Source organism: Pacificitalea manganoxidans (genome assembly GCF_002504165.1).
Lineage (GTDB): Bacteria > Pseudomonadota > Alphaproteobacteria > Rhodobacterales > Rhodobacteraceae > Pacificitalea > Pacificitalea manganoxidans.
In genome coordinates this window covers 652,265-674,439 of the sequence record NZ_CP021404.1, presented here as the reverse complement: position 1 = coordinate 674,439, position 22,175 = coordinate 652,265, and the positions used below count along the sequence as shown (strand labels likewise).

Sequence of the window (22,175 nt, the reverse complement as noted above, 5' to 3'; positions counted from 1 at the left end):
GGTTTCGAGGCGCTGCCACTCTAGGTGCACCGCAAGCCTGCCCGTGGGGTGGCGCAGCTGCGTTTGAGCGGGTGTGCTTTATGCCAGTCACATCCCTCCCCGCTCTGAGGTCAGCGCGAGGGTGGCCAAGCGCCAGCCCGCAGGGACGGGCAGGCGCTCGCCCGCGCGGCCTACGGCCTTATTCGCGGGCGGTTGCGCTCAGTTCGGAGGGGCCGGCCACATCTGGGTTGTGTTGTAAGTGCAACGGTAGCCTGCCCGTGGGGTGGCGCTGTGGCGGCTGAGCGGGTGTGCTTTATGGTCGCCATACACCTCCCGGCCCCGAGGTCTGCGCGACGTGACAAAGCGCCAGTCCGCAGGGACGTGCAGGCGCTCACCCGCGCGGCCTGCGGCCTTGTTCGCGGGTGGGTGTGCGTCGGTCGGCGGAACCTGTTGAGCCTTATCCGAGGACGGCTACGCCCGGTGCGGCCGCCCGCCATCGGCGAACGCGCCCCTACGTGCAATCGGTGGCCCGGAATGCGGGCAGGTGTGCCCGCGCGGCGCTAGGCGGCGTCTTCGGCGTCGGCGCGTTCGGCGCTTTGGCGGGCCCACATGCTGGCATAGCGGCCGTTCTGGGCGAGCAGGTCGTCATGGGTGCCGGTTTCCACGACCTCGCCCGCCTCCAGGACCACGATCAGATCGCTGTCGGCGATGGTCGACAGCCGGTGCGCGATGGTCAGAACGGTGCGGCCCTCGCCCATGGCGCGGAGGCTTTCGAGGATGTCGCGTTCGGTTTCGGTATCGAGCGCCGAGGTCGCCTCATCGAGCAGCAGGATCGGCGGGTCCTTCAGCAGAGTGCGGGCGATGCCGACGCGCTGCTTTTCGCCGCCGGAGAGCTTTAGCCCGCGCTCGCCCACGGCGGTGTCGTAGCCTTCGGGAAGCGCCATGATGAAGTCATGGATGCGGGCGGCGCGAGCGGCGGACTCGACCTCTTCCTGACTGGCATCGGGGCGGCCATAGGCGATGTTGTAGCCGATGGAATCGTTGAACAGCACCGTGTCCTGCGGCACCACGCCGATGGCCTTGTGCAGGCTGTCCTGGGTCACGTCGCGCAGATCCTGCCCGTCGATTTCCAGCGCGCCGCCGGTCACGTCGTAGAACCGGAACAGCAGCCGCCCGATGGTGGATTTGCCCGCGCCCGAAGGCCCGACGATGGCCAGCTTCGCGCCCGGCGCGGCGGTGATATCAACGCCCTTCAGGATCGGGCGCGACGCATCATAGCCGAATTTCACATCGCGGAACCGCACTTCGCCGCCGGTGACGCGCAGATCGGGCGCGCCCGGCTTGTCCTGCACATCGGCGGGCTGTTCCAGCAGATCGAACATCTCGCCCATATCGACCAGCGCCTGACGGATTTCGCGATAGACCGAACCGAGGAAATTCAGCGGCATGGTGATCTGGATCATGTAGGCGTTGACCATGACGAAATCACCGACCGTCAGGCTGCCATCCTGCACGCCCATCGCCGCCATGACCATGACGCCCACGAGCCCGCAGGTGATGATCAGGCTTTGCCCCGCATTGAGCACCGACAGGGACACGGCAGTCTTGATCGCCGCGGTTTCATAGCCCGCCATCGCCCGGTCGTAGCGGCGGGCCTCCCATGTTTCGGCGTCGAAATATTTCACCGTCTCGTAGTTCAGCAGGCTGTCGATAGCCTTTTGATTGGCGTCGGTATCCTGCGCGTTCATCTCGCGCCGGATCCGCACACGCATTTCCGTCACGGCAAAGGTGAACCAGACATAGATCGCGATGGTGACAAGCAGGACCACCAGATACCAGATGTCGAACACCACGGCGAGCACGATGGAGACCAGCGCCAGTTCCAGCACCAGCGGCCCGATGGAGAACAGCAAGAAGCGCAGCAGGAATTCCACGCCCTTCACGCCGCGCTCCATGATCCGGCTGAGCCCGCCGGTGCGCCGGGTCAGGTGATAGCGCAGCGACAGCGCGTGGATATGGCGAAAGGTTTCGAGCGCAATGGTGCGCAGCGCCCGCTGCCCGACGCGGGCAAAGATCCCGTCGCGGGCCTGTTGCAGCGCCACGTTCATCACCCGCGCCATGCCGTAGGCCACGGTCAGCCCGACCGCGCCATAGGCCAGCAGCCACGCGGCGCTGTCGCCGCCATCATCGGCCAGCGAGTCGACCGCGGCCTTGTAGAAAAACGGCGTGGCGATGGCGACGAGCTTGGCCACCACCAGCGCGATCATCGCCAGCACGACACGCCGTTTGACCCACGCCTCGCCATCGGGCCACAGATAGGGCGCGACCTTGCGGATGGTGCGGGCGTTGCTACGGCGTTCGGCGACCCGTTCGGGATCGGCGGGTTGGCTGGGAGGCATGGGAATGTCCGTGCTGTCTGGCGGAGCCGGACAATCGCAGCCGGTGACGGGGAAGGCAACCCCGTGGGCGGAGGGGGTGCGTTTTCCGTCGTGGGGGGGGTGCCGGGCGGGGTGGCCCGTAGGCTGGTGCTGCACCGAGTTGAGATCGGCAACGTAGCATGTTCCGACGATCTAAGCGCAACCGCTCTCGGACAAGGCCGAAGGCCGCGAAAGCGAGCGCCTGCCCGCCCCGGCGGGCTGGCGCTTTGACATCTCACGCTTACCTTAGAGCGAGGAGGTTAGTGGCTACCATAAAGCGCGCCGCTCTACTGTAGCAGCGTCATCCCACGGGCAGGCTGGTGTCCGTCCCGGCTTTACGATGCGCAGCGACCTGTGAAGATTAGCGCACCCGCCCGCGAACAAGCAAAGCGCGCGGGCGAGCGCCTGCCCGTCCCGGCGGGCTGGCGCTTTGACATCTCACGCTGACCTCTGGGCGGGGAGGTGTTTGGCTCGTATAAAGCGCGCCGATCTACCGGAGCAGCGCCACCCCACGGGCAGGCTCGTGTCGGTCCCGGCTTTACGATGCGCAGCGACATTTGGAGATCAGCGCATCCGCACACGAATGAGGCGAAGCCGTCCGGGCGAGCGGCATCCCACAGGTTGGCTGATGTTACGCTGGGGTGATGACGGCAGGCGCTGGATTAACGGGCGGGATGCCGAGCGGTCAGCGCGGGTTAGCCCGCGAACAAGGCCGAAGGCCGCGAGAGCGAGCGCCTGCCCGTCCCGGCGGGATGGCGCTTTGTCATCTCACGCTGACCTCGGAGCGGAGAGGGACTTGGCTGGCATAAAGCGCGCCGCTCCACCGGAGCAGCGCCATCCCACGGGCAGGCTGGTGTTGCGCTGGGGTAGTTAGGGCGGGCGCTGCGTTAACGGAAAAGCGGGTAGGTTCGGACCGAGGGTGTGGCGGGCGCTTCTCCCTGCCCCGACCTTACGCCCTAAATCCCCCCGCCGCGGTTGCTGATCCAGCGGCACTGATAGGGCGCGAAGGTGATTTCGGCTCCGCCGGAGGGGGGCGTGTCGGGGGCTGTGTCGCCGGCCATTTCGTCCAGCCGCTCGCCCGTCAGCAGATCGATCCACGCATCCCCGCCGATCAGGTTCAGCGACACCGCCGGAATACGCACTTCGGTATCGGTGACGTTGTGGATCGCAAAGACCGATTGATCGCGGTCGAGGCTCTGCCGCCAGAAGCCGAACAGCGCCTCGCCCAGCTGCATGGTGAACTGGGTGGCGTTGGGATGGAACGCTTTCTGCGCGCGGCGGATCTTGATGCGGCGCTTCATCTCGGTCAGCACGCGGGACTGGTCGCTTTCGGGATCGTGGAGCCGCTCGACCAGATCGGGATAGTGCCAGCGGTGGCGGTTGATGGCGCGGTTGACGCCGGTCTTTTCCACGCCGGTGTGGTCGTTGGGCGTGGCCAGCAGCGAATGGATGTAGAAGGCCGGGATGCCCTCCAGCGCCATGACGATGGTCTGGGAGCAGAGGAACCGCTCGAACTGCCAGCCATCGGCCCCGGCGACCGTGCCCTTCATCGCGTCGAAGAAGGTGATGTTGATCTCATAGGGCCGCTGGCCGCCGCCGGGGGTGGAGCGCATCGACACCAACCCGCCAAAGCTGCGCACCGCGTCGATCATGGCGTCCGCTTCGTCATCGGGGATGATGCCTTCGACCCCGCGCATGCCGATCCCGTCATGGGAGGCGGAGAAGTTGAGATAGGCACAGCCCAACTGCGCGGGCGGCATCGCCATCTGCCATTGGTTGAGGTGTTTGGACGTGCCGCAGAGCAGCGCGTTCAGGATCAGCGGCGGCAGCGAGAAATTGTAGATCGCATGGGCTTCGTTGCGGTTGCCGAAATAGCTCAGGTTCTCGGCATTGGGCACATTGGTTTCGGTCAGCAGCACCACCGGCTCCTGCGCGTAATCCAGCAAAAGCCGCATCAGCCGCACGACCGCATGGGTCTGGGGCAGGTGAATACAGGAGGTGCCAATTTCCTTCCACAGGAACGCCACCGCATCCAGCCGCAGGATGCGCACGCCCTGATCGATATGCAGCCGCATTACCCGCAGGAATTCCAGCAGCACCTCGGGATTGCGAAACTCCAGATCGACCTGATCGTGGCTGAAGGTGCACCAGACATGGCGTTCGCCCATCGCGGTATCCACCCGGCGCAGCAGCGGGCTGGTGCGGGGGCGGGTGACGCTGTCCAGATCGTCATCGGGGCTGGCTTCGACAAAGAAGCGGTCATAGGGCGGATGGCCTTGGCGGTATTCGTTGAACCACACGCTTTGCGACGAGACATGGTTTAGCACCAGATCCGACATCAGTTTGAAATCCGCGCCGATACGGGCGATGTCGGTCCAGTCGCCAAGGTTGGAATTGACCGCCCGGTAATCGGTAACGGCGAACCCGTCATCCGAGGTGAACGGAAAGAACGGCAGAATATGCACGCCGTTGATCGCATCCTTCAGCCATGTTTCCAGAAAATGGCGCAGCAGATCGAGCGGCTTGTGCTGGCCGTCTTCGATGGTGGAGCCGTAGGTGATGACCACCGTGTCGCGTTCGGACCAGAGCGCGGTGCCGGGCATCCGGGCGCGGCGGCGGCGGTGGCTGCCTTCGGGCCAGAACGCGGCAAGGATGTCGTGCTTTAGCCCGGCGCGGTCGTGATCGGGATAGATCACGTCGAGCAGCGCATCGAGTTTCTGATCGAAGGTCGGGCTGATGGCGGGCTGGGCGCGGGCGTCGGTCAAGGCGGGCAAGGTCCGGTTTGCTGGGCGTGGGGGCGGGTGCATCCCGCGATTAACCCCCCTGCCCGCGCGGATGACAAGGGATCGCGCCCGCCCTGCCCCCGATCCGCAGCCCGGCGGGGCGGTGTTGCAAAAAATCTCCGCACTCGGTGGATCGTCGGGTCACGAAGCGTCTACGACCCTTGCACAGCTTGATCGCGGCGGGGCGGAGGGCTAGGACAAGGATGCTTCGGTTCGGTCGGCGCAATCCGACCGATGAAAAGGGAATGCGGTGACGGGCAGGTTTTCTGCCCCATGCCGCGACTGCCCCCGCAACTGTAGGCGGAGAGCGAGGCCGGAACATGCCACTGGACCTGTTGAGGTCCGGGAAGGCCCGGCACCGCGATGACCCGCAAGTCAGGAGACCTGCCGAAGCCGATCACCCGATCCGGGCGCGGGGTGCGCTTGGGATAACGGTTCTTCCGTAGAGGTGGCGTGCATCGTCTGCGGGAGAGGATCGTCCTCGTCCGCGACATTTACACTATTGGACCGCCAAAACGTGCCCGAGAGCCCGTGGCGGATCTGAAAGGGACAGACAATGATGACCCCCCGTTTCGCTGGTGGTTTCACCGCCGCCGCGCCGCGCCGCTCTTCGCGCCTGATGCTTTTGGGTGGCACGGCTGTTGCCGCGCTGCTGGGTTCCGGCGCGCCGCTGGCCGCGCAGGCCGTGATCGAACTGGATGAGATCACCGTCACCGCCAACCGCACCGAAACCGACGCGGAGCGCACCGGCTCCACCGTCGAGATCGTCGAGGAGGCGCAGATCGAAAGCGCCCCCGTCGCCACCGTGGCCGAGATTCTGGCCTTTGAGCCGGGCGTGTCGGTGTCGGCCTCCGGCGGGCTGGGACAGGCGTCGCAACTGCGCGTGCGCGGTCTGGCCGGGGCCTATCTGGCCGTGCGCGTCGATGGCATCGATGTCAGCGACCCGTCGGGCACACAGACCTATTTCGACTTTGGTCAGCTGACCACCGGCGCGGTGTCGAAGCTGGAACTGCTGAAGGGCAGCCAATCGGCGCTTTACGGCTCCGAGGCGATCACCGGCGTGCTCGACATCACCTCGCACCGCCCGACCGAGGATGGCGTGACCCATGAAGTGTCTGCCGAGGCGGGCAGCTATGGCACCTATCGCCAAGGCTACAATCTGGCGATCCGCGACGGCGGCACCGAACTGGCCTTTAGCATCAACCATGTGATTTCCGACGGGTTCTCTGCCGCCGACGAGAATGACGGCAATGGCGAGGAAGACGGCTACGAGGCCACGCGCCTGTCGTTTTACGGTGCGCATCAGTTGACCGACGCGGTGCGGATCGGGATCGCGGGCTTCCTGCAGGACACGACCTACGACTATGACGAAGGCGCGGGCGAGGATGGCGATGGCAGCCCCGATGACGTGACCACCGCCGACAGCAACGGCGTGCGCCTGTTTGCGGAAATCCAAGGCGACGTGATCGAACATGAACTGTCGGTCAGCCGCTACGAGATCGACCGCGACCTGACCGGGACATGGTTTGGTCCATTCGCCTATGATTATCTCGGCACGCGCGAGGAACTGGCCTATAAAGGCGTGGCGCAGATCACGCCGGAACTGGAGCTGGTATTCGGGGCCGACCGGACCGACGAAACCACCGAGTCGAACGGTGTCGAAGAAGACCGCACCACCACCGGTGTCTATGCGCAGGCGCTTTGGGCACCGCGCAGCGATCTGGACCTGTCTTTGTCCCTGCGCCACGACGACACCAGCGATTTCGGTGCCGCCACCACCGGCCGTCTGGCCGCCGCGTGGCGTCCCGCCGATGACCTGATCCTGCGCGCCGCCTATGGCACCGGGTTCCGGGCGCCGTCGCTTTACGAACTTTATGATAGTTCTTATGGCAATGAGGATCTGGACCCCGAGCGCAGCGAAAGTTTTGAGCTCGGAATCGAGAAGCGGTTTGCAAATGACGGCTTTGTCCGCGCCACCGCGTTCCGCACCGAGATCGACGATCTGATCACCTACGACACCAGCGTCTCCGGCTATAATCAGGTCGAGGGCCGCACCACAGTCGAGGGGCTGGAGCTCTCAGCCGGCGTGGCGATCACCCCCACAGTGGATCTAGTCGCGAACTACACCTACACTGAAACCGAGGATCGCAATGGCGACCGGCTGGCACGGGTGCCACGCCATGATCTAACGCTGGGCGTGGACGCGGAATTGAGCGCCCGTTTGCGGGGTCGGGTGACGGTGACGCATAATGCCGATGTTGTGGATCCGGTCTATAATCCTGTTACGTACAGCAGCGCGCTGGAGCCGCTGGATGACTGGACCCGTGTCGATGCGCAGATCACCTATGACATCACCGACAGCGCAGAGGCCTACCTGCGGGTGGAGAACCTCTTTGACGAGGAATATCAGACGATCACCGGCTACGGCACCTCGGACCGTGCGGTCTATGTGGGCGTGCGTGCGGCGTTCTGATCGTTTGATGCGAGCGGTCGCGCTGGTCTTCGGGCTGGCGCTGCCGTTCCATTCGGCCCACGCCGGGCAGGAGGTGGTCCCACCTGCCCGCGTGGTGTCGATGAACCTGTGCACCGACCAGCTGGCGATGATGCTGGCCGCGCCGGGGCAACTGATTTCTGTCAGCCATGTGGCGCGCGATCCGCTGATCTCGGCACTGGCGGAGGAGGCCGCGGCCTATCCCGTCAATCACGGCGGCGCGGAGGAGATATACCTCATGCGGCCCGATCTGGTGTTGGCGGGGGTCTGGGGGCATGACCTGACGCTGTCGATGCTGGAGCGGCTGGGCCTACGCGTGGCGCGCATCGCCCCCGCCGACCGGCTAAGCGACATTCCCGACCGGATCATGGAGATCGGCACATTGCTGGGCCGCGCGCCGCAGGCCCGAGCGATGGCGGCGGCGTTTCAGGCCGATCTGGCCGCGCTGAGCGACGGCATCGCGGGGGTTGAGGCGGAAGGAGACGGGGCGGAAGGAGTCGGGGCGGCAAAGGTCGGGGCGGCTGGGGCGGGGCGTCCGCGGCTCGCCATCTACAACGCCAATGGCTACACCACCGGAACCGAGACGCTGGGCGGCGACATCATCCGCGCGGCGGGGTTCGACAATATCGCGGGCGAGATGGGTCTGGCCTATGGCGGTGCGCTGCCGCTGGAATTGCTGGTGATGGCCGCACCCGACATGGTGCTGACCGGCACGGCCTATCCCGGTGCCTCCCGCGCCGAGGAGATCATGACCCACCCTGCCATTGCCGCGCTCAACGCCGCAGGCACCCTGCGCGGGCGCGGCGATGCCGATTGGGTCTGCGGCACCATCCGGGTGCTGGATGCGGTGCGGACATTGGCGGCGCGCCGCGCGGCGCTCCCCCCCACGACATCCGAGGCCGCGCAATGAAGCCCGCGCTGCTGTTTGCGCTGCTGACGAGCCTCTGCGTGATGCTGTTCGTCGCGTCGCTCATCACCGGGCCCGCGGCGACCGGCCCGGTCGAGGCGCTGCGGGCGCTGCTGCTGGGCGGCGAGGGGCCGCTGCCGCTGATCCTGCGCGACATTCGTCTGCCGCGCGCCCTGCTGGCGGTGCTGACCGGCGGCACGCTAGGCGTGGCGGGCGCGGCGTTGCAGGGCTATCTGCGCAACCCGCTGGCCGAGCCGGGGCTGGTGGGCATATCCGGCATGGCGGCGCTGGGCGCGGTGCTGGCGATCCATACCGGGCTGTCGGCGGCCTTTGCGATGGGGCTGCCGCTGGCGGCGCTGGGCGGTGCGGCGCTGGGCGTGGCGCTGCTGCTGTGGCTGGCGGGACCGGGCGGCGCGTCGCTGGTCCTGATCCTCGCCGGGATCGCGGTGTCGGCGATGGCCGGGGCGCTGACCTCGCTGGTGCTGAACCTGTCGCCGAACCCGTTCGCGGCGAGCGAAATCATCTACTGGATGATGGGATCGCTGGCGGACCGCTCCATGCTGCATGTCTGGCTGGCGCTGCCCTTCGTGGCTGTGGGCTGGGGCATGATCGCGGTGACGGCGCGGGGGCTCGACGCGCTGACGCTGGGCGAGGATGCGGCGGCGGCGCTGGGGATCAATCTGGCGCTGACGCGGCTGTTGCTGGTGGGCGGGGTTGCGGCCTCGGTCGGGGCGGTGACGGCGGTGACAGGGGCGATCGGTTTTGTCGGCTTGGTGGTGCCGCATCTGCTGCGTCCGCTGGTCGGCGCGCGGCCCGCGCGGCTGCTCTGGGCGTCGGGCTTGGGCGGGGCGGCGCTGGTGCTGGCCGCCGATATCGCGGTGCGCGTAGTGCTGCCGGAGCGCGATCTGAAGCTGGGCGTGGTGATGGCCCTGCTGGGTGCGCCGCTGTTCCTGCATCTGATCTACAAGACCCGGAGCGAGGCATGACCGGCCCCGATGACACCCTGCTGCGGCTGGAGCGGCTAAGCGTGCGGCGCGGGCGTGGCGGGCGGCGGCTGGCGGTCGACGATGTGACGCTGGAGCTGCGCGCGGGCGAGATGGTCGGGCTGATCGGGCCGAATGGCGCGGGCAAGACATCGCTGCTGCGCGCCGCGCTGGGGCTGCTGCCTGCCACCGGGACCAGCGATCTGTCCGCCCTGCCCGCCGCCGCGCGGGCCCGGCGCGCCGCGTGGCTGCCGCAAGCGCGGGAAATCGCGTGGCCGGTAACGGTGGCTGATCTGGTCGGCTTGGGGCGCGTGGCGCATCCCCGCGACCCGGCCCGCGACGGGGCAGCGGTGGAGGCGGCGCTGACGCGGCTGGGTCTGACCGAGATGCGCGACCGGGTCGCCACGCGGCTGTCGGGCGGCGAACAGGCCCGGGTGCTGATCGCGCGGGCGCTGGCGCAGGAAGCGCCGCTGCTGATGGCGGATGAGCCGGTCGCGGGGCTGGACCCCGGCCACCAGATCGCGGTGATGGAGACATTCGCCGCGTTGGCGCGAGAAGCAGGCCACGCGGTGATCCTGTCGCTACACGATCTGGGGCTGGCGGCGCGGCATTGCACGCGGCTGGTGATGCTGGATCAGGGCCGGATCGTCGCCGATGGCGCGCCGGAGGCGGTGCTGCGGCCCGATTTGCTGGCGCAGGTGTTCGGGATCGCCGCGCATTTCGAGATCGGACCGGAGGGGCCGGTTTTCGCCCCGCTGCGGGTGGTGCCCCGCTGAGCGGTCGCGAGGCGGGATTAGGCGGACAACACTGGCATAAGGGCGCGCGGCGCGGTTGCCATGACAGGTCCGAGACGCCGCGAGCGACCCTATCGGGCGGGTCCGTTCCGTTAACGCTCACATTTTAGGCAGCACGCAGCGGGCGCGCTCCTGCCTGCCTGCGCGTGGCGGACGGGGCCCTGCCCTGCCGCCGGAGCGGTCCCGCGCCATGCCGCTGCGCAGCATTCCGGTTGAAACCCGGCGGCGTCAGCCTATCCTTTCGCAGGTCCGAACGGGGCTGGCGTGGTGACACACCGCCGCCCCGACGCGCGGCGCGGCATGGCATTGCGGCCAGCAGCGCTGCCCGGACCGGCCTGCGACGCCCCGCGATGCGGCGATGCCGGGCTGCCGATACTGGAACAGCTGCAAGCGAGGACCTGCCGGGTCATGACAGAACAGAACAGAGCGTCGGTGGCGCATCCCTACAGGTCCGTCACCGTGATCGGGGCAGGATCGTGGGGCACCGCACTGGCCGCCGTGCTCGCGCGGGCCGGGCGCTCGGTCACCATCTGGGGCCGCAACGAAGACGCCGCCCATGAGATCAACACCCATTGCCGCAATTCGAAATACCTGCCCGATATCGATCTGCCGCCGATGCGCGCCACGACCGATCTGGCGGACGCGCTGAAGGGCGCGGAGGCGGTGCTGGTCGTCACGCCCTCGCGCACCTTGCGCGACATGTGCGCCCGGATCGCACCGCATGTGGACCCCGCCGCCCCGGTGGCGTTGTGCGCCAAGGGGATCGAGACGGGCACCGGCCTGCTGATGTCCGAGGTCGCGGCAGAGGAATTGCGCGGCAACCCCATCGGCGCGATTAGTGGCCCGACCTTTGCCGCCGAAACGGCGATGGCGCACCCGACTGCCGCGACGGTGGCGTTTCCCTTCACCTATCACGACCGGCTTGCGCCCCATGAAAGCCCCGCCGCGCGGCTGGCGGTGTCGCTGGGATCGGCGACGTTTCGGCCCTATTTGTCGGACGATCTGACCGGGGTGGAGATCGGCGGCGCGGTCAAGAACGTGATCGCCATCGCCTGCGGCATGATGATGGGCGCGGGCTTTGCCGAAAATACCCGCGCGGCGCTGATCTCGATGGGGATCGAGGAGATGAAAGCGCTGGCCGAAGCCCTGGGCGGGCGGCGCGAAACCGTGACCGGCCTGACCGGCACCGGCGATCTGACGCTGACCTGTTCGTCCACCACCAGCCGCAACATGTCGCTGGGGATGCAACTGGGCCAAGGCATCGCGCGGGACAAATGTTTCGACGGGCGGCCCGTGGTGGTGGAGGGGGAGGTCAACGCCGTCTCCATCGTGCAACTGGCTGACCGCATCGGGCTGCCGATGCCGATCTGCCGGGTGGTGCATGCCATCTTACACGACGGCGCGGACCTGCGCGGCACCTTTGCGGATTTCTGGTCCCGCCCCATTCAAGCTGAACCACGGGCGATGGAAATTTCGCTCGACCATCCGTTTGGCACAGCGGCCGAGCCCGCGCTTCCCGAACTCGACAAGGACATCGCCTGATATGACGCTTCCCTTTTCCGCCACGCGCACCGACCTGACGGCCTGTGATTTTGTGCTGGCGACCGACCTCGACGGCACGTTTCTGGGCGGCAGCGATACCGCGCGCCGGACGCTTTACGATTGGATCGAAGCGAACCGCGACAGCGTGGGCCTGATCTTCGTCACCGGGCGCGACCCGGAATTCATCCTCGATATGTGTGCCGCGCAGGGTCTGCCTTGGCCGGAATATGTGGTGGGCGACGTGGGCACCACCATCGCGCAGGTCACCGAAGCGCGGAAGATCGCCCCCATCCCCGCGCTGGAGGACGATATCGCCGGGCGCTGGGGCGACAATGGCGCGGCGGTGCGCGCGGCGCTGGAGGGTCATCCGGGCCTGACGCTGCAACCGACCGAATTCCGCTACCGGGTGAGCTACGATCTGGTGCCCGATGCCTTCCGCCCCGACGCGGCGGTGGCGCAGGTGCAGGCGCTGGGGCTCGATCATCTGATTTCCGACAACCGCTATTTCGACGTGCTGCCGAAGGGCGTGTCGAAGGGTCCGTCGCTGCGGCGTCTGGTCAGCCATCTGGGGCTGGACGAGCGCACCATCCTATGCGCGGGCGACACGATGAACGATCTGTCGATGCTGCAATGCGGGCTGAAATCCGTGGCCGTCGGCGGGTCCGAGGCCGCGCTGCTGGATCAGGTCCGCAACGTGCCCATGTGCTATGAGGCGACCGCGATCGGCGCGGCTGGCATTTTGGAGGCCGTGCGCCATTTCGATCTGCACGCCGACACACCCGAACTTCCCGAAGGAGCCTGAGATGCCGTCCGAACTGGTCATTGTCTACCACCGCCAGCCCTATGAGGAGGTCGAGGTTGACGGGAAGATCGAATACCACGAAAACAAAAGCCCAAACGGGATCGTGCCCACGCTGAAAAGCTTCTTTGGGCAATACGAAAAGGGCGCGTGGGTGGCGTGGAAACAGGCCGACGACCCCAACAACCCCGATTTCGAGCGCGTCATCCAGATCGAGGACAGCTACGGCAAATATTCGGTCTCGCGTCTGCCGCTGACCGCCGCGCAGGTGTCGAGCTTCTACCATGTCACCTCGAAGGAGGCGTTCTGGCCGATCCTGCATTCCTTCAAGGAAAAGTATAACTACGACCCGGTGGATTGGCCGACCTTCCGCGAGGTGAATTGGTCCTTTGCCGAGGCCGCCGCCGCCGAAGCCGCCGAAGGCGCGGTGGTCTGGGTGCATGACTACAACCTGTGGCTGGTGCCCGGCTATCTGCGCCAGTTGCGGCCCGATCTGCGGATCAGCTTTTTCCACCATACGCCGTTCCCGTCGGCGGATATGTTCAACGTGCTGCCGTGGCGCAAGGAAATCACGCAAAGCCTGCTCGCCTGCGATGTGGTGGGCTTCCACATCCCGCGCTACGCCAACAATTTCGTCTCGGTCGCGCGGTCGCTGTTCGATATCGGCGAGGTGAAGCGCGAGAAGGTCAATCCCGACTTCTTCTCCGAAGGCACCGCGCTGAACGAGGCGACGACCCCGGTGCGCATCACGTTTGACGGGCACGAGATCGCCATCGCATCCTCTGCCGTGGGGGTCGATGTCAGCTATATCGACCAGTTGGCCCGCAGCGAGGAAACCCGCCGCGCCGCCGCTTCCGTGCGCGAGGAAATGGGCGGCAGCCAGATGATCCTGTCGGTCGGGCGGACCGATTACACCAAGGGCGGGATCGAGCAGTTGCAAAGCTACGAGCGCCTGCTGGAGGCCAATCCGCAACTGCGCGGCAAGCTGCGGCTGATGCATGTCTCGGTCAGCGCCAACCGCGCCATGACCGCCTATGAGGAAATCCAGAACGAGATCGAGGCCACGGCGGGCCGGATCAACGGGCGCTTCGGCACATTCGAGTGGCAGCCCTTGGCGCTGATTTCCCGCGCGATCCCGTTCACCGAACTGATCGGCTATTATCAGGCGGCGGATGTGGCGTGGATCACGCCGCTGGCCGATGGCATGAACCTTGTCGCCAAGGAATTCGTTGCCTCCCGGATCGACGATCAGGGCGTACTGGTCCTGTCGGAATTCGCCGGCGCGGCGGTGGAGATGGACGCGGCGGTGCCGACCAATCCGTTCTCGCACCGATCAATGGACACCGCGATCCTTCAGGCGCTGGAGATGGGCCCCGAGGAACGCGCCAGCCGGATGAAGCAACTGCGCAGCCATGTCCAGAAATACGACATCCGCGCATGGGCCGACGACCAGCGGCGCTATTTCGACATGAAGTGGCAAAGCTGAGTTCGGCGCACCGGGAGCCTGCCCGTGGGGTGGCGGGGCGGTGGGGTTTTTCCGAGCCGAACCGTTTCCGCTTGGCGATCAAAGGTGGCCTTGTTCGAGAGCGGGTGCGCTGGGTTCAAAGGTTGTGAGTCTATGTCGTCTGGGCACGACGGGAGCCTGCCCGTGGGATGGCGCTGCGACGACTGAGCGGGTGTGCTTAATCCCAGCCAAATACCTCCCTGCTCGGAGGTTAGCATGAGATGGCAAAGCGCCAGCCCGTTGGGGCGGGCAGGCGCTCGCTCTCGCGGCCTTTGGCCTTGTTCGAGAGCGGTTGCGCTTCGTTCAAAGGTTGTGAGGCTCTGTGGTCTGGGCGCGACGGGAGCCTGCCCGTGGGATGGCGCTGCTCCGGCTGAGCGGGGCGGTTTATCCCAGCCAAGTCCCTCCCCGCTCCAAGGTTAGCGTGAGATGGCCAAGCGCCAGCCCGTGGGGACGGGCCGGCGCTCGCTCTCGCGGCTTCGCCTTGTTCGAGAGCGGGTGCGCTTCGTTCTTAGACCCTCTCAGGATCGGTAAACGAGGCGCAACGGGCGTTCGCCCGCGTGGCCTTTGGCCTTGTTCGCAAGCGGGGCTAGTCCTCCTCCAGATAGGCCAGAAGTTCAGGCTCGCCGCTGCGCCAGCCGCGTCCGGCGTCGGGCTTTAGCGCTTTTAGCCGGGCGTTGCGCTCTTCCGCGTCGAGCTCGGCGAGGTCCAGAACGCGGGGGTGGATGTAGCTCGATTTCGCGATGGCGGGCGTGTTGTGGAGCGTGTCCGATGCTGCCTCGGCCAAGGCCTTGATTGTGGCGGGGGTGTCGTCGGGCATGGTCAGCGCACAGCGAAATGCCGCGAGCGTGCCGTTCCACGTCCGGAATGTCTTGGGCGTCGCGCCCTCGCCGCAGCACTCGGCCATCACCGCGTTGATCTGATCGGAGCGCACGGGATGCGGCGCGCCTTGGTCATCGACCCAGCCCACCAATGTGCCGCCGGGCAGATCCTGCACCTCGGCCAGCGCGCGGGCCAGCCGGGTGCCGTTGATGCGGGTCGAGACCTTCTTGCCGCCCTTGGCCACGAAATCGAGCGTCACGCCGCCGCCCTTCAGCCGGGCGTGGCGGGGGCGCAGGGTCACCGCGCCGTAGCTGCCGTTTTCTGCGGTGTAGTCGGGATGACCGACGCGCAGTGACCCGCGATCAATCAGCGCCAGCACCGCAGCGATGGCAAGTTCGGGATCGCCCGGTTCGGCGGTCAGGCCGGCATAGATGCGGGCGCGCAGGCGCGGCAGCGACAGCCCGAACGCGCGCAGCCCGGCGAATTTCGTTTCAGCGGCATGGGCCGACCATTCAGGGTGATAGCGATATTGTTTGCGGGTGCGGGCATCATAGCCGGTGGCCTGTAGATGCCCGTTGGCATGGGGGCTGATCCACACGTCCTCATAGGCGGGCGGCACGGCGATGGCGTTGATGCGGGCGCGCTCGACCTTGCAATCGATGCGGGTGCCATCGGGCGCGATATAGCTGAAGCCACGCCCGCAGCGCCGTCGGGCGATGCCGGGCCGGTCGTCTGGATAATGGATCAGGCCGGGCGGCGGGGTCATGGGGGATCAGCTGCCGCTGTCGCTTGCGCGGCGAAGCTCGGACGCGGATTTCAGCACTTCGTCACCGTCTTCCTGCTCGATCAGATAGGCGGGATTGTCCTGATCCGCATTGCGGGTGATCTCGGAGCCAGAAATGGTGCGGGTCACGCGCTCGGTAAACTTGCGCTGCACCTTGCCGGTGCCCGTGCCGTTTGCCCAGTTCCATTCAACGCGGGTGCCATGGGGATAATCTGTCATGCGGGCCTCCCTGCCTGCGATCTGCGACAGGCAAACGGCTGGCGTCGCGGGACGGTTCCGCGCGGGCTCAGGCAGATCTCGCGGTCAGTCCGGCGCGGTCACGCCCATCCGGGCCAATTCCAGCAACGCCGACCGGGCAAAGAGGTCAAAGATCGCTTCTGCGTCGCTCAGGATCTGCTGGGCGTCGGGGCCGAGCACCGGGCGCGCGTCGAGATCGGCCACCAGCCTGCGCCATTCGGCGGTGAGCGGCGGCAGCGCGAAATAACGGCCCGCGCCCTGCACCTGCGTATCGTCGCTTTGCGCCCAATCGCGGCGCAGCACCTGCGTGCCCAGACGCGATCCCAGCAGGATATAGGCCACGGCGACGGGGTGCGGCGTGGCCGCAAGTGCGGCAAGCGGCGGCCTGCAAGGCGGTGATCATGGCAGTGGCATCGATGCGCAGCGGATCGGTCGCAGGGCTGGCGGGCACGCGGCCCTCAGCCCCGCGCGGCGTGTCACCGGAGGGGCCAGCCGGGACCGAAGCCGCCGCCGCATCATCCGGCACAGGGAACCGCAACCTGCGCAGGGCGTTCTCATTGGCACGACAAAACGCGGCCAGACCGGCAGGCACCGTCAGGTCGAAACAGGAGAACAGCCGATCCACCCGGAGATGCGCGTCGGACAACCCTGTCCGCAAGGCGCTTCGCAGCATTGCCAATTGTGAAATCCCTGAAAACGGGCAAAGATGGCAGAGCATAAGACCGGGGGGAACCGCGCGCAACCGATGCGGCGCGAGGGCAAAAACACACCCTCCACCACAGGGAAACTTGATCGTCGTCCTGCGCGGGCGCGAGCAGACAGGACGAATTTATATGACCCCAGGGCCACAGCCCGACACGCAGTATCAGGTGGATCTGACCAACTGCGACCGTGAACCCATTCACATCATCGGCGCGGTGCAGAGTTTCGGCTGCCTGATCGCCGTGTCTTCGGACTGGATCGTGCAACACGCCTCGGACAACGTGGCGGATATTCTGGGGCTGCCGGACAGCGATCTGGTGGGATTGTCTCTCAACGAGTTTCTGAGCCAACAGGCCTTGCACGATCTGCGGGGCAAGGTGCAGGTCGCGGACCGGACCGAGGCCGTGGCCCGCATGTTCGGCTATGACCTGTTCGATGATGGGCGGCTGTTCGACGTGGCGCTGCACCGGTCCAACCGGTCGATGGTGTTCGAATTCGAGCCCGCCCCCGCCAGCCGCCCGCGCGAAGATCTGAGCTTCGTCCAGCCGATGATGCGCCGCGTGGCGCAGCGCGAAACATTGGAGGGCATGTGTCAGGAGGCGACGCGCAGCCTGCGCGCGCTGACCGGATTTGACCGGGTAATGTGCTACCGCTTCGCCGCCGATGGCTGTGGCGAGGTGATCGCGGAAACCGTCACTCCGGGGCGCGAGCCGTTTTTAGGGCTGCGCTACCCGGCGTCTGATATTCCGCAGCAGGCGCGCGAGCTGTATATCCGCAATCCGCTGCGGCTGGTCGTCGATATCGACGCCCCCCGCGCCGAGATCCGCCCGACGCTAAACCCGCATGGCGAGCCGCTGGACCTGTCGCAAAGCGTGACCCGCGCGCTGTCGCCCATTCATCTGGAATATCTGCGCAACATGGGCGTGCGGGCATCCATGTCGGTGTCGATCCTACGCAAGGGGAAGCTGTGGGGCCTGTTTGCCTGCCATCACTATGATGGGCATTACATCGATTTCGAACTGCGCACGGCGGTCGAGCTTTTCGCGCAGATCTTCAGCTATGAGCTGTCGCAATCGGAAACCGAACTGGAACTGTCCGAGATCACCCGCGCGCGCGGCCTGCATGACCGGCTGATGGCGCGGATCAGCGATGGGGCGAGCTTTGCCGATGAATTCGGCGCGATTGCCGAAGATATTTCCAGCGTTATCGCCCATGACGGCATCGCGATCTATTCCGAAGGGCGTTACGAGGCGCATGGCTCGGCCCCCACGGAGGAGGAATTCCTCGGGCTGGCGCGGTTTCTGAACACCGCAACACCGAGCTCCGTCTTCGCCACCGATGCATTGTCGGAGATCTATCCCGCGGCGGCGGGGTTCACCGACCGGGTCGCCGGGCTGCTGGCGCTGCCGGTTAGCCGCCAGCCCCGCGACTATATCGTGCTTTTCCGTCGCGAAGTGGCGCGCTCCGTCCGTTGGGCGGGCAATCCCGACAAGGCGGTGACGCTGGGCCCGAACGGCGCGCGGCTGACCCCGCGCAAAAGCTTCGAGGCATGGCAGCAGATCGTGAAGGGCAAATCCGCGCCTTGGCTGTCTTCGGAATGGCGGGCGGCGGATGCGCTGCGCATCACGCTGCTGGAAGTCGTGCTGAAGATGAGCGACGAGGCCGGGCGCGAGCGCCAGCGCGCACAGGAACAACAGGGGCTGCTGATCGCGGAATTGAACCACCGCATTCGCAACATCCTGAACCTGATCCAAGGGCTGATGAGCCAGAGCCGCGCCTCTGCCGAATCCATTCAGGAATACACCGCCGTGCTGGGGGATCGCATTCAGGCACTGGCCCGCGCGCACGATCAGCTGACGCGGGAAGACTGGTCTTCGGCCTCGCTGCGCGAACTGATCGAAGTGGAAATGAAGGCGTTTCATTCCGACCGCACCGACCGGGTGAGCATTAGCGGCCCGGATGTGATGATATCGCCCGAAGCGTTTTCGACGCTGGCGCTGGTGTTCCACGAGCTTGTCACCAACAGTTCGAAATACGGGGCGCTGTCGCAGGGGTCGGGCCGGGTCGAGATCGTGATGGAGCGCGGCGCGGTGGATGAACTGACCGTCCACTGGAAAGAGATCGGCGGCCCGCCGGTGCAGCCGCCGACGCGGCGCGGATTCGGCACCACGATCATCGAACGCTCGATCCCTTATGAGCTGAAAGGCGAAGCGCAGCTTAGCTATAAGGTCGGCGGTGTCGAAGGCCGGTTCACCGTGCCCGCGCGCTACATCGCCGCCTTCCGCGATCCGGCGCGGCCCTGCGACGGGCTGGTGCCGGTGATGGATCTGCCCGGCGGCAACATCCCCGGCGCAGACGATCTGGCCGTGCTGTCGGGCGAGGTCATGGTGCTGGAAGACAACATGGTCATCGCCCTCGATGCCGAAGATTTCCTAAAGGAAATGGGCGCGGAAACCGTGCATGTGGCGGGCTCGGTCAAAAGCGCGCTGGAAATCGCGAACCGGGTGCGGCTGAGCTATGCGATGCTGGACGTCAATCTGGGCGATGCGACATCGGTCGATGTGGCGCGGCTGCTGCGCGAGCAGGGCGTGCCGTTCATTCTGGCGACGGGCTATGGCGGCAACGAGGTCGCGGATGAAGGCTTTGGCAACGCGCCGGTGGTGAAAAAGCCCTATAGCACCTCGACCATTCGCGCGGCCTTCGCCCGGCTATAGGCGCGGGCGGCAGGCGGGGAATTCGCGCGCCCAGCGTCGCGCGGATTACAGCGCGGCGAGACGCTTCGCCTGCCGGAGATCTTCGGTCAGGCGGGCGCGTTCCTCGGCGGCGCGGCCTGCATCGGGCAGGCGTAACAGATAGCTGGGGTGGATGGTGATGAGCACCGGCCCGTTGGCGGTGTCTTCGACCTTGCCGCGCCGGGGGCCAAGCGCGGCGGAGCGCCCGGTCAGCGCCGTCGTCGCCGTAGCGCCCAGCGCCAGCGTCAGGCGCGGCTTCAGCAGCATGCGTTCCTGATCCAGCCACCAGCGGCATTGCGTGATTTCCGACATGTTCGGGCGGGCATGGATGCGTTTCTTGCCGCGTGGGACATGTTTGAAATGCTTGACCGCGTTGGTCATCCACAGCCGGTCGCGCGGCAATTCAGCCTCGGCCAGCAGCGTATCCAGCAATTGCCCCGCCGGGCCGACAAAGGGCCGCCCTGCCAGATCCTCGGTATCGCCGGGCTGTTCCCCCACCACCATCAGGGCGGCATCCTCCGGGCCTTCGCCAGTGACGGTCTGGGTGGCAATGTGGCACAGATCGCAACGGGTGCAGCCGCGCGCCTGCCGGGCCAGCGCCTGCAAATCAGTGGCGGGCGGCGGCTCCGCCAGCGTGTCGCGGTAGCGTGCGGCGATCCGGTCGGCATGGTCCGGGGCGGGTTCGGGCAGCGCGTCGCGCATCTTCTGCACCCGTGTTTCAGCCTCCGCCAGCATATCGGGAATGAGCCGCGTTTCGGGCATGTTTTTCCAGTATTTCAACGGCATCTCGGACCGCATGGCCGAGGTCTTGACCCGCGCGGGGTTAAAGATATTGCGGAAATACACGTCCCACAGCGCCGAGGTCGCATCCCGCGGCAGATCGGGCTGCGCCGCGCCGGGATGGAAGGACAGCGCGCCATCTTCAAAGCGGGCAACCATATCCGGCGTGGCGATCATCCAGTCCATATCGGCGAAGCGGCGGGCAAAGAACGGGGCTGTAGCCTCGACAATCGGGTTGTCAGGCTCGAACCACGCGGCAAAGCGGCGGCGGGTGCCCTCGGTCTCGATCTCCTGAAACCGGACGAAGGCTTTCATCTTATGCATGTCGCGGCGCACGGCGGCGGCCATGCGGGTGGCGCGGCGCACGGCGGGATCGGCAGGATCATCCAGCAGCCGGGGCGTGTCTTGCAGCCGAGTCAGCAGATCATACAGCAGCGCGAAGCGTTCGGGATCGGCATGGATGCCCACCTGCGCCATCAGTGTGGGAAAGCGTTTGGGCACCGTGATGCGGCGGCTGGCCTGTGGCGGATCGCCGGCGGGCGGCTCGGCGGCGAACAGGTCATCAGCCTGGGCCGCGCCCTCCCGGTGCCAGCGGATCAGATGACCGGGCACAGCGGCGGCGGCCAGCGGGCGTGCGGCGTCACGCCATGCCGCCACGGTGCCGATATGGGGCAGCGTGACGCGGTGGTTCACAACAGGCTCAACTGTTCGGGCGGCGGTGCGAAGCGGGCGCGCAGATCGGCGCTGTCGGTCAGCGTGCCGGGATGCCAATCGAGACAGGTGATAAAGTTGCGCGCCTGTTTCATCCGCGCGCCAATGGCGATCAGGTCGTCATAGCGCAGGGTGCGGTGGCGCCGGGTGGTCAGGATGCGCTGCACCGATTTCGTGCCAAAGCCCGGCACCCGCAGCAGCATTTCGCGGGTGGCGCGGTTCACATCCACGGGGAAATCGGCGCGGTGGTTGAGCGCCCATGCCAGTTTCGGATCGACCTCCAGATCGAGATGCCCGCCAGTGGTGCCTGCGCCGATCTCGGCGGCTGAAAACCCATAAAACCGCATCAGCCAGTCGGCCTGATACAGCCGGTGTTCGCGCAGCATCGGCGGGCGGATCAGCGGCAGCTTGGCGGTGGCGTCGGGGATGGGGGAGAAAGCGGAGTAATAGACCCGTTTCAGCCCGTAGCCGGAATAAAGCCGCGACGCCGTGCCGAGGATCGCGACATCATCCGAGCCATCCGCGCCGACGATCATCTGGGTGCTTTGCCCGGCGGGGGCAAACCGGGGCGGGCGTTTGCCGCTATGGCTGCGCTCCTTCGCGGCCTCGCGCGACAGGCGCACACCGGCCATCGCGGTGCGGATCGTTTCGGGGCGCTTTTCGGGGGCGAAGCGGCGCAGGCTGTCATCCTGCGGCAGTTCGATATTGATGGACAAACGATCAGCGTAAAGACCTGCCTCCTCGATCAGTTCGGGGGAGGCGTCGGGGATCGTTTTCAGATGGATATAGCCGCGAAACTGATGCTCGATCCGCAGGGTCCGGGCGATGCGGACCATATCCTCCATCGTCACATCGGGCGACCGGATGATGCCGGAGCTGAGAAACAGCCCCTCGATCATGTTGCGGCGGTAGAATTCCAGCGTCAGCTGCACCACCTCGTCGGGCGAAAACCGGGCGCGCTCGGTCCGTGACGACACCCGGTTCACGCAATAGGCGCAATCGAAGATGCAGAAATTCGTCATCAGGATCTTGAGCAGGCTGATGCAGCGCCCGTCTGGGGTGTAGGCATGGCAAATGCCTGACCCTTCGGTCGAGCCAAGCCCGCCGTTCTGCGCGTTGCGCTTATCCGTCCCGCTGGAGGCGCAGGAGGCGTCGTATTTCGCGGCATCCGACAGGATGGCGAGCTTCTGTGCGAGAGTGTGCTTGGCCAT

15 protein-coding genes and 1 riboswitch are annotated in these 22,175 nt (G+C 66.4%); of the genes, 8 read left to right on the top strand and 7 right to left on the bottom strand.

The features are described 5' to 3' along the window. Window positions 1–539: 539 nt before the first annotated feature. Together CBW24_RS03125 and CBW24_RS03120 are read right to left on the bottom strand one after the other, a co-directional pair. Window positions 540–2,378, bottom strand: a complete 1,839-nt coding sequence (locus CBW24_RS03125) for an ABCB family ABC transporter ATP-binding protein/permease (RefSeq protein ID WP_088662318.1) — start codon at window positions 2,376–2,378, stop codon at window positions 540–542. 974 nt (window positions 2,379–3,352) lie between these two features. Next, on the bottom strand, window positions 3,353–5,161 hold the full coding sequence (locus CBW24_RS03120) for a sugar phosphorylase (protein ID WP_232530076.1): 1,809 nt from the start codon (window positions 5,159–5,161) through the stop codon (window positions 3,353–3,355). Window positions 5,162–5,371: 210 nt separating this feature from the next. Continuing rightward, a riboswitch (cobalamin riboswitch) is annotated at window positions 5,372–5,585 on the top strand. A 150-nt stretch (window positions 5,586–5,735) separates the two neighbouring features. Here CBW24_RS03120 and CBW24_RS03115 point away from each other — a divergent pair. The 7 genes from CBW24_RS03115 to ggpS all read left to right on the top strand — a co-directional run bounded on the left by CBW24_RS03115 (window position 5,736) and on the right by ggpS (window position 14,181). Beyond that, on the top strand, window positions 5,736–7,652 hold the full coding sequence (locus tag CBW24_RS03115; RefSeq protein ID WP_097372644.1) for a TonB-dependent receptor plug domain-containing protein: 1,917 nt from the start codon (window positions 5,736–5,738) through the stop codon (window positions 7,650–7,652). A gap of 7 nt (window positions 7,653–7,659) precedes the next feature. Continuing rightward, the gene (locus CBW24_RS03110) at window positions 7,660–8,580 is read left to right on the top strand and encodes an ABC transporter substrate-binding protein (RefSeq protein ID WP_232530074.1); all 921 of its coding nucleotides are present in this window, start codon (window positions 7,660–7,662) and stop codon (window positions 8,578–8,580) included. Next, complete coding sequence (locus tag CBW24_RS03105) at window positions 8,577–9,563, top strand: FecCD family ABC transporter permease (RefSeq protein ID WP_097372642.1); 987 nt, start codon at window positions 8,577–8,579, stop codon at window positions 9,561–9,563. Before CBW24_RS03110 ends, CBW24_RS03105 begins: the two co-directional genes overlap by 4 nt. After that, on the top strand, window positions 9,560–10,336 hold the full coding sequence (locus CBW24_RS03100) for an ABC transporter ATP-binding protein (protein ID WP_097372641.1): 777 nt from the start codon (window positions 9,560–9,562) through the stop codon (window positions 10,334–10,336). The genes CBW24_RS03105 and CBW24_RS03100 overlap by 4 nt, the downstream gene beginning before the upstream one ends. A gap of 426 nt (window positions 10,337–10,762) precedes the next feature. Next, window positions 10,763–11,896 carry an NAD(P)H-dependent glycerol-3-phosphate dehydrogenase gene (locus CBW24_RS03095; protein WP_097372640.1) on the top strand — a complete coding sequence of 378 codons (1,134 nt, stop codon included), beginning with the start codon at window positions 10,763–10,765 and terminating at the stop codon, window positions 11,894–11,896. Between the two features lies 1 nt (window position 11,897). Continuing rightward, window positions 11,898–12,698, top strand: coding sequence for an HAD family hydrolase (locus CBW24_RS03090; RefSeq protein ID WP_088662324.1), 801 nt, complete (start codon window positions 11,898–11,900; stop codon window positions 12,696–12,698). A 1-nt stretch (window position 12,699) separates the two neighbouring features. After that, window positions 12,700–14,181, top strand: coding sequence for a glucosylglycerol-phosphate synthase (gene ggpS / locus CBW24_RS03085; RefSeq protein ID WP_088662325.1), 1,482 nt, complete (start codon window positions 12,700–12,702; stop codon window positions 14,179–14,181). Window positions 14,182–14,785: 604 nt separating this feature from the next. On the opposite strand, the gene CBW24_RS03080 is transcribed toward ggpS, so the two are convergent. From CBW24_RS03080 to CBW24_RS03070, 3 genes are all read right to left on the bottom strand, one after another. Continuing rightward, window positions 14,786–15,784, bottom strand: coding sequence for a DNA topoisomerase IB (locus tag CBW24_RS03080; RefSeq protein WP_097372639.1), 999 nt, complete (start codon window positions 15,782–15,784; stop codon window positions 14,786–14,788). Between the two features lie 6 nt (window positions 15,785–15,790). Beyond that, a complete protein-coding gene (locus CBW24_RS03075; protein ID WP_088662327.1) occupies window positions 15,791–16,021 on the bottom strand; it encodes a hypervirulence associated TUDOR domain-containing protein in 231 nt (76 codons plus the stop codon). Between the two features lie 84 nt (window positions 16,022–16,105). Continuing rightward, complete coding sequence (locus CBW24_RS03070) at window positions 16,106–16,381, bottom strand: heme oxygenase-like domain-containing protein (RefSeq protein ID WP_097372638.1); 276 nt, start codon at window positions 16,379–16,381, stop codon at window positions 16,106–16,108. A 491-nt stretch (window positions 16,382–16,872) separates the two neighbouring features. On the opposite strand from CBW24_RS03070, the gene CBW24_RS03065 reads away from it, so the two are divergent. Continuing rightward, the gene (locus CBW24_RS03065; protein ID WP_097372637.1) at window positions 16,873–19,455 is read left to right on the top strand and encodes an HWE histidine kinase domain-containing protein; all 2,583 of its coding nucleotides are present in this window, start codon (window positions 16,873–16,875) and stop codon (window positions 19,453–19,455) included. A 45-nt stretch (window positions 19,456–19,500) separates the two neighbouring features. Here CBW24_RS03065 and CBW24_RS03060 read toward each other — a convergent pair whose 3' ends face one another. After that, complete coding sequence (locus CBW24_RS03060; RefSeq protein ID WP_097372636.1) at window positions 19,501–20,946, bottom strand: UdgX family uracil-DNA binding protein; 1,446 nt, start codon at window positions 20,944–20,946, stop codon at window positions 19,501–19,503. Next, window positions 20,943–22,175: a putative DNA modification/repair radical SAM protein gene (locus tag CBW24_RS03055; RefSeq protein ID WP_097372635.1), complete on the bottom strand. Its 1,233-nt coding sequence runs from the start codon at window positions 22,173–22,175 to the stop codon at window positions 20,943–20,945. The genes CBW24_RS03060 and CBW24_RS03055 overlap by 4 nt, the downstream gene beginning before the upstream one ends.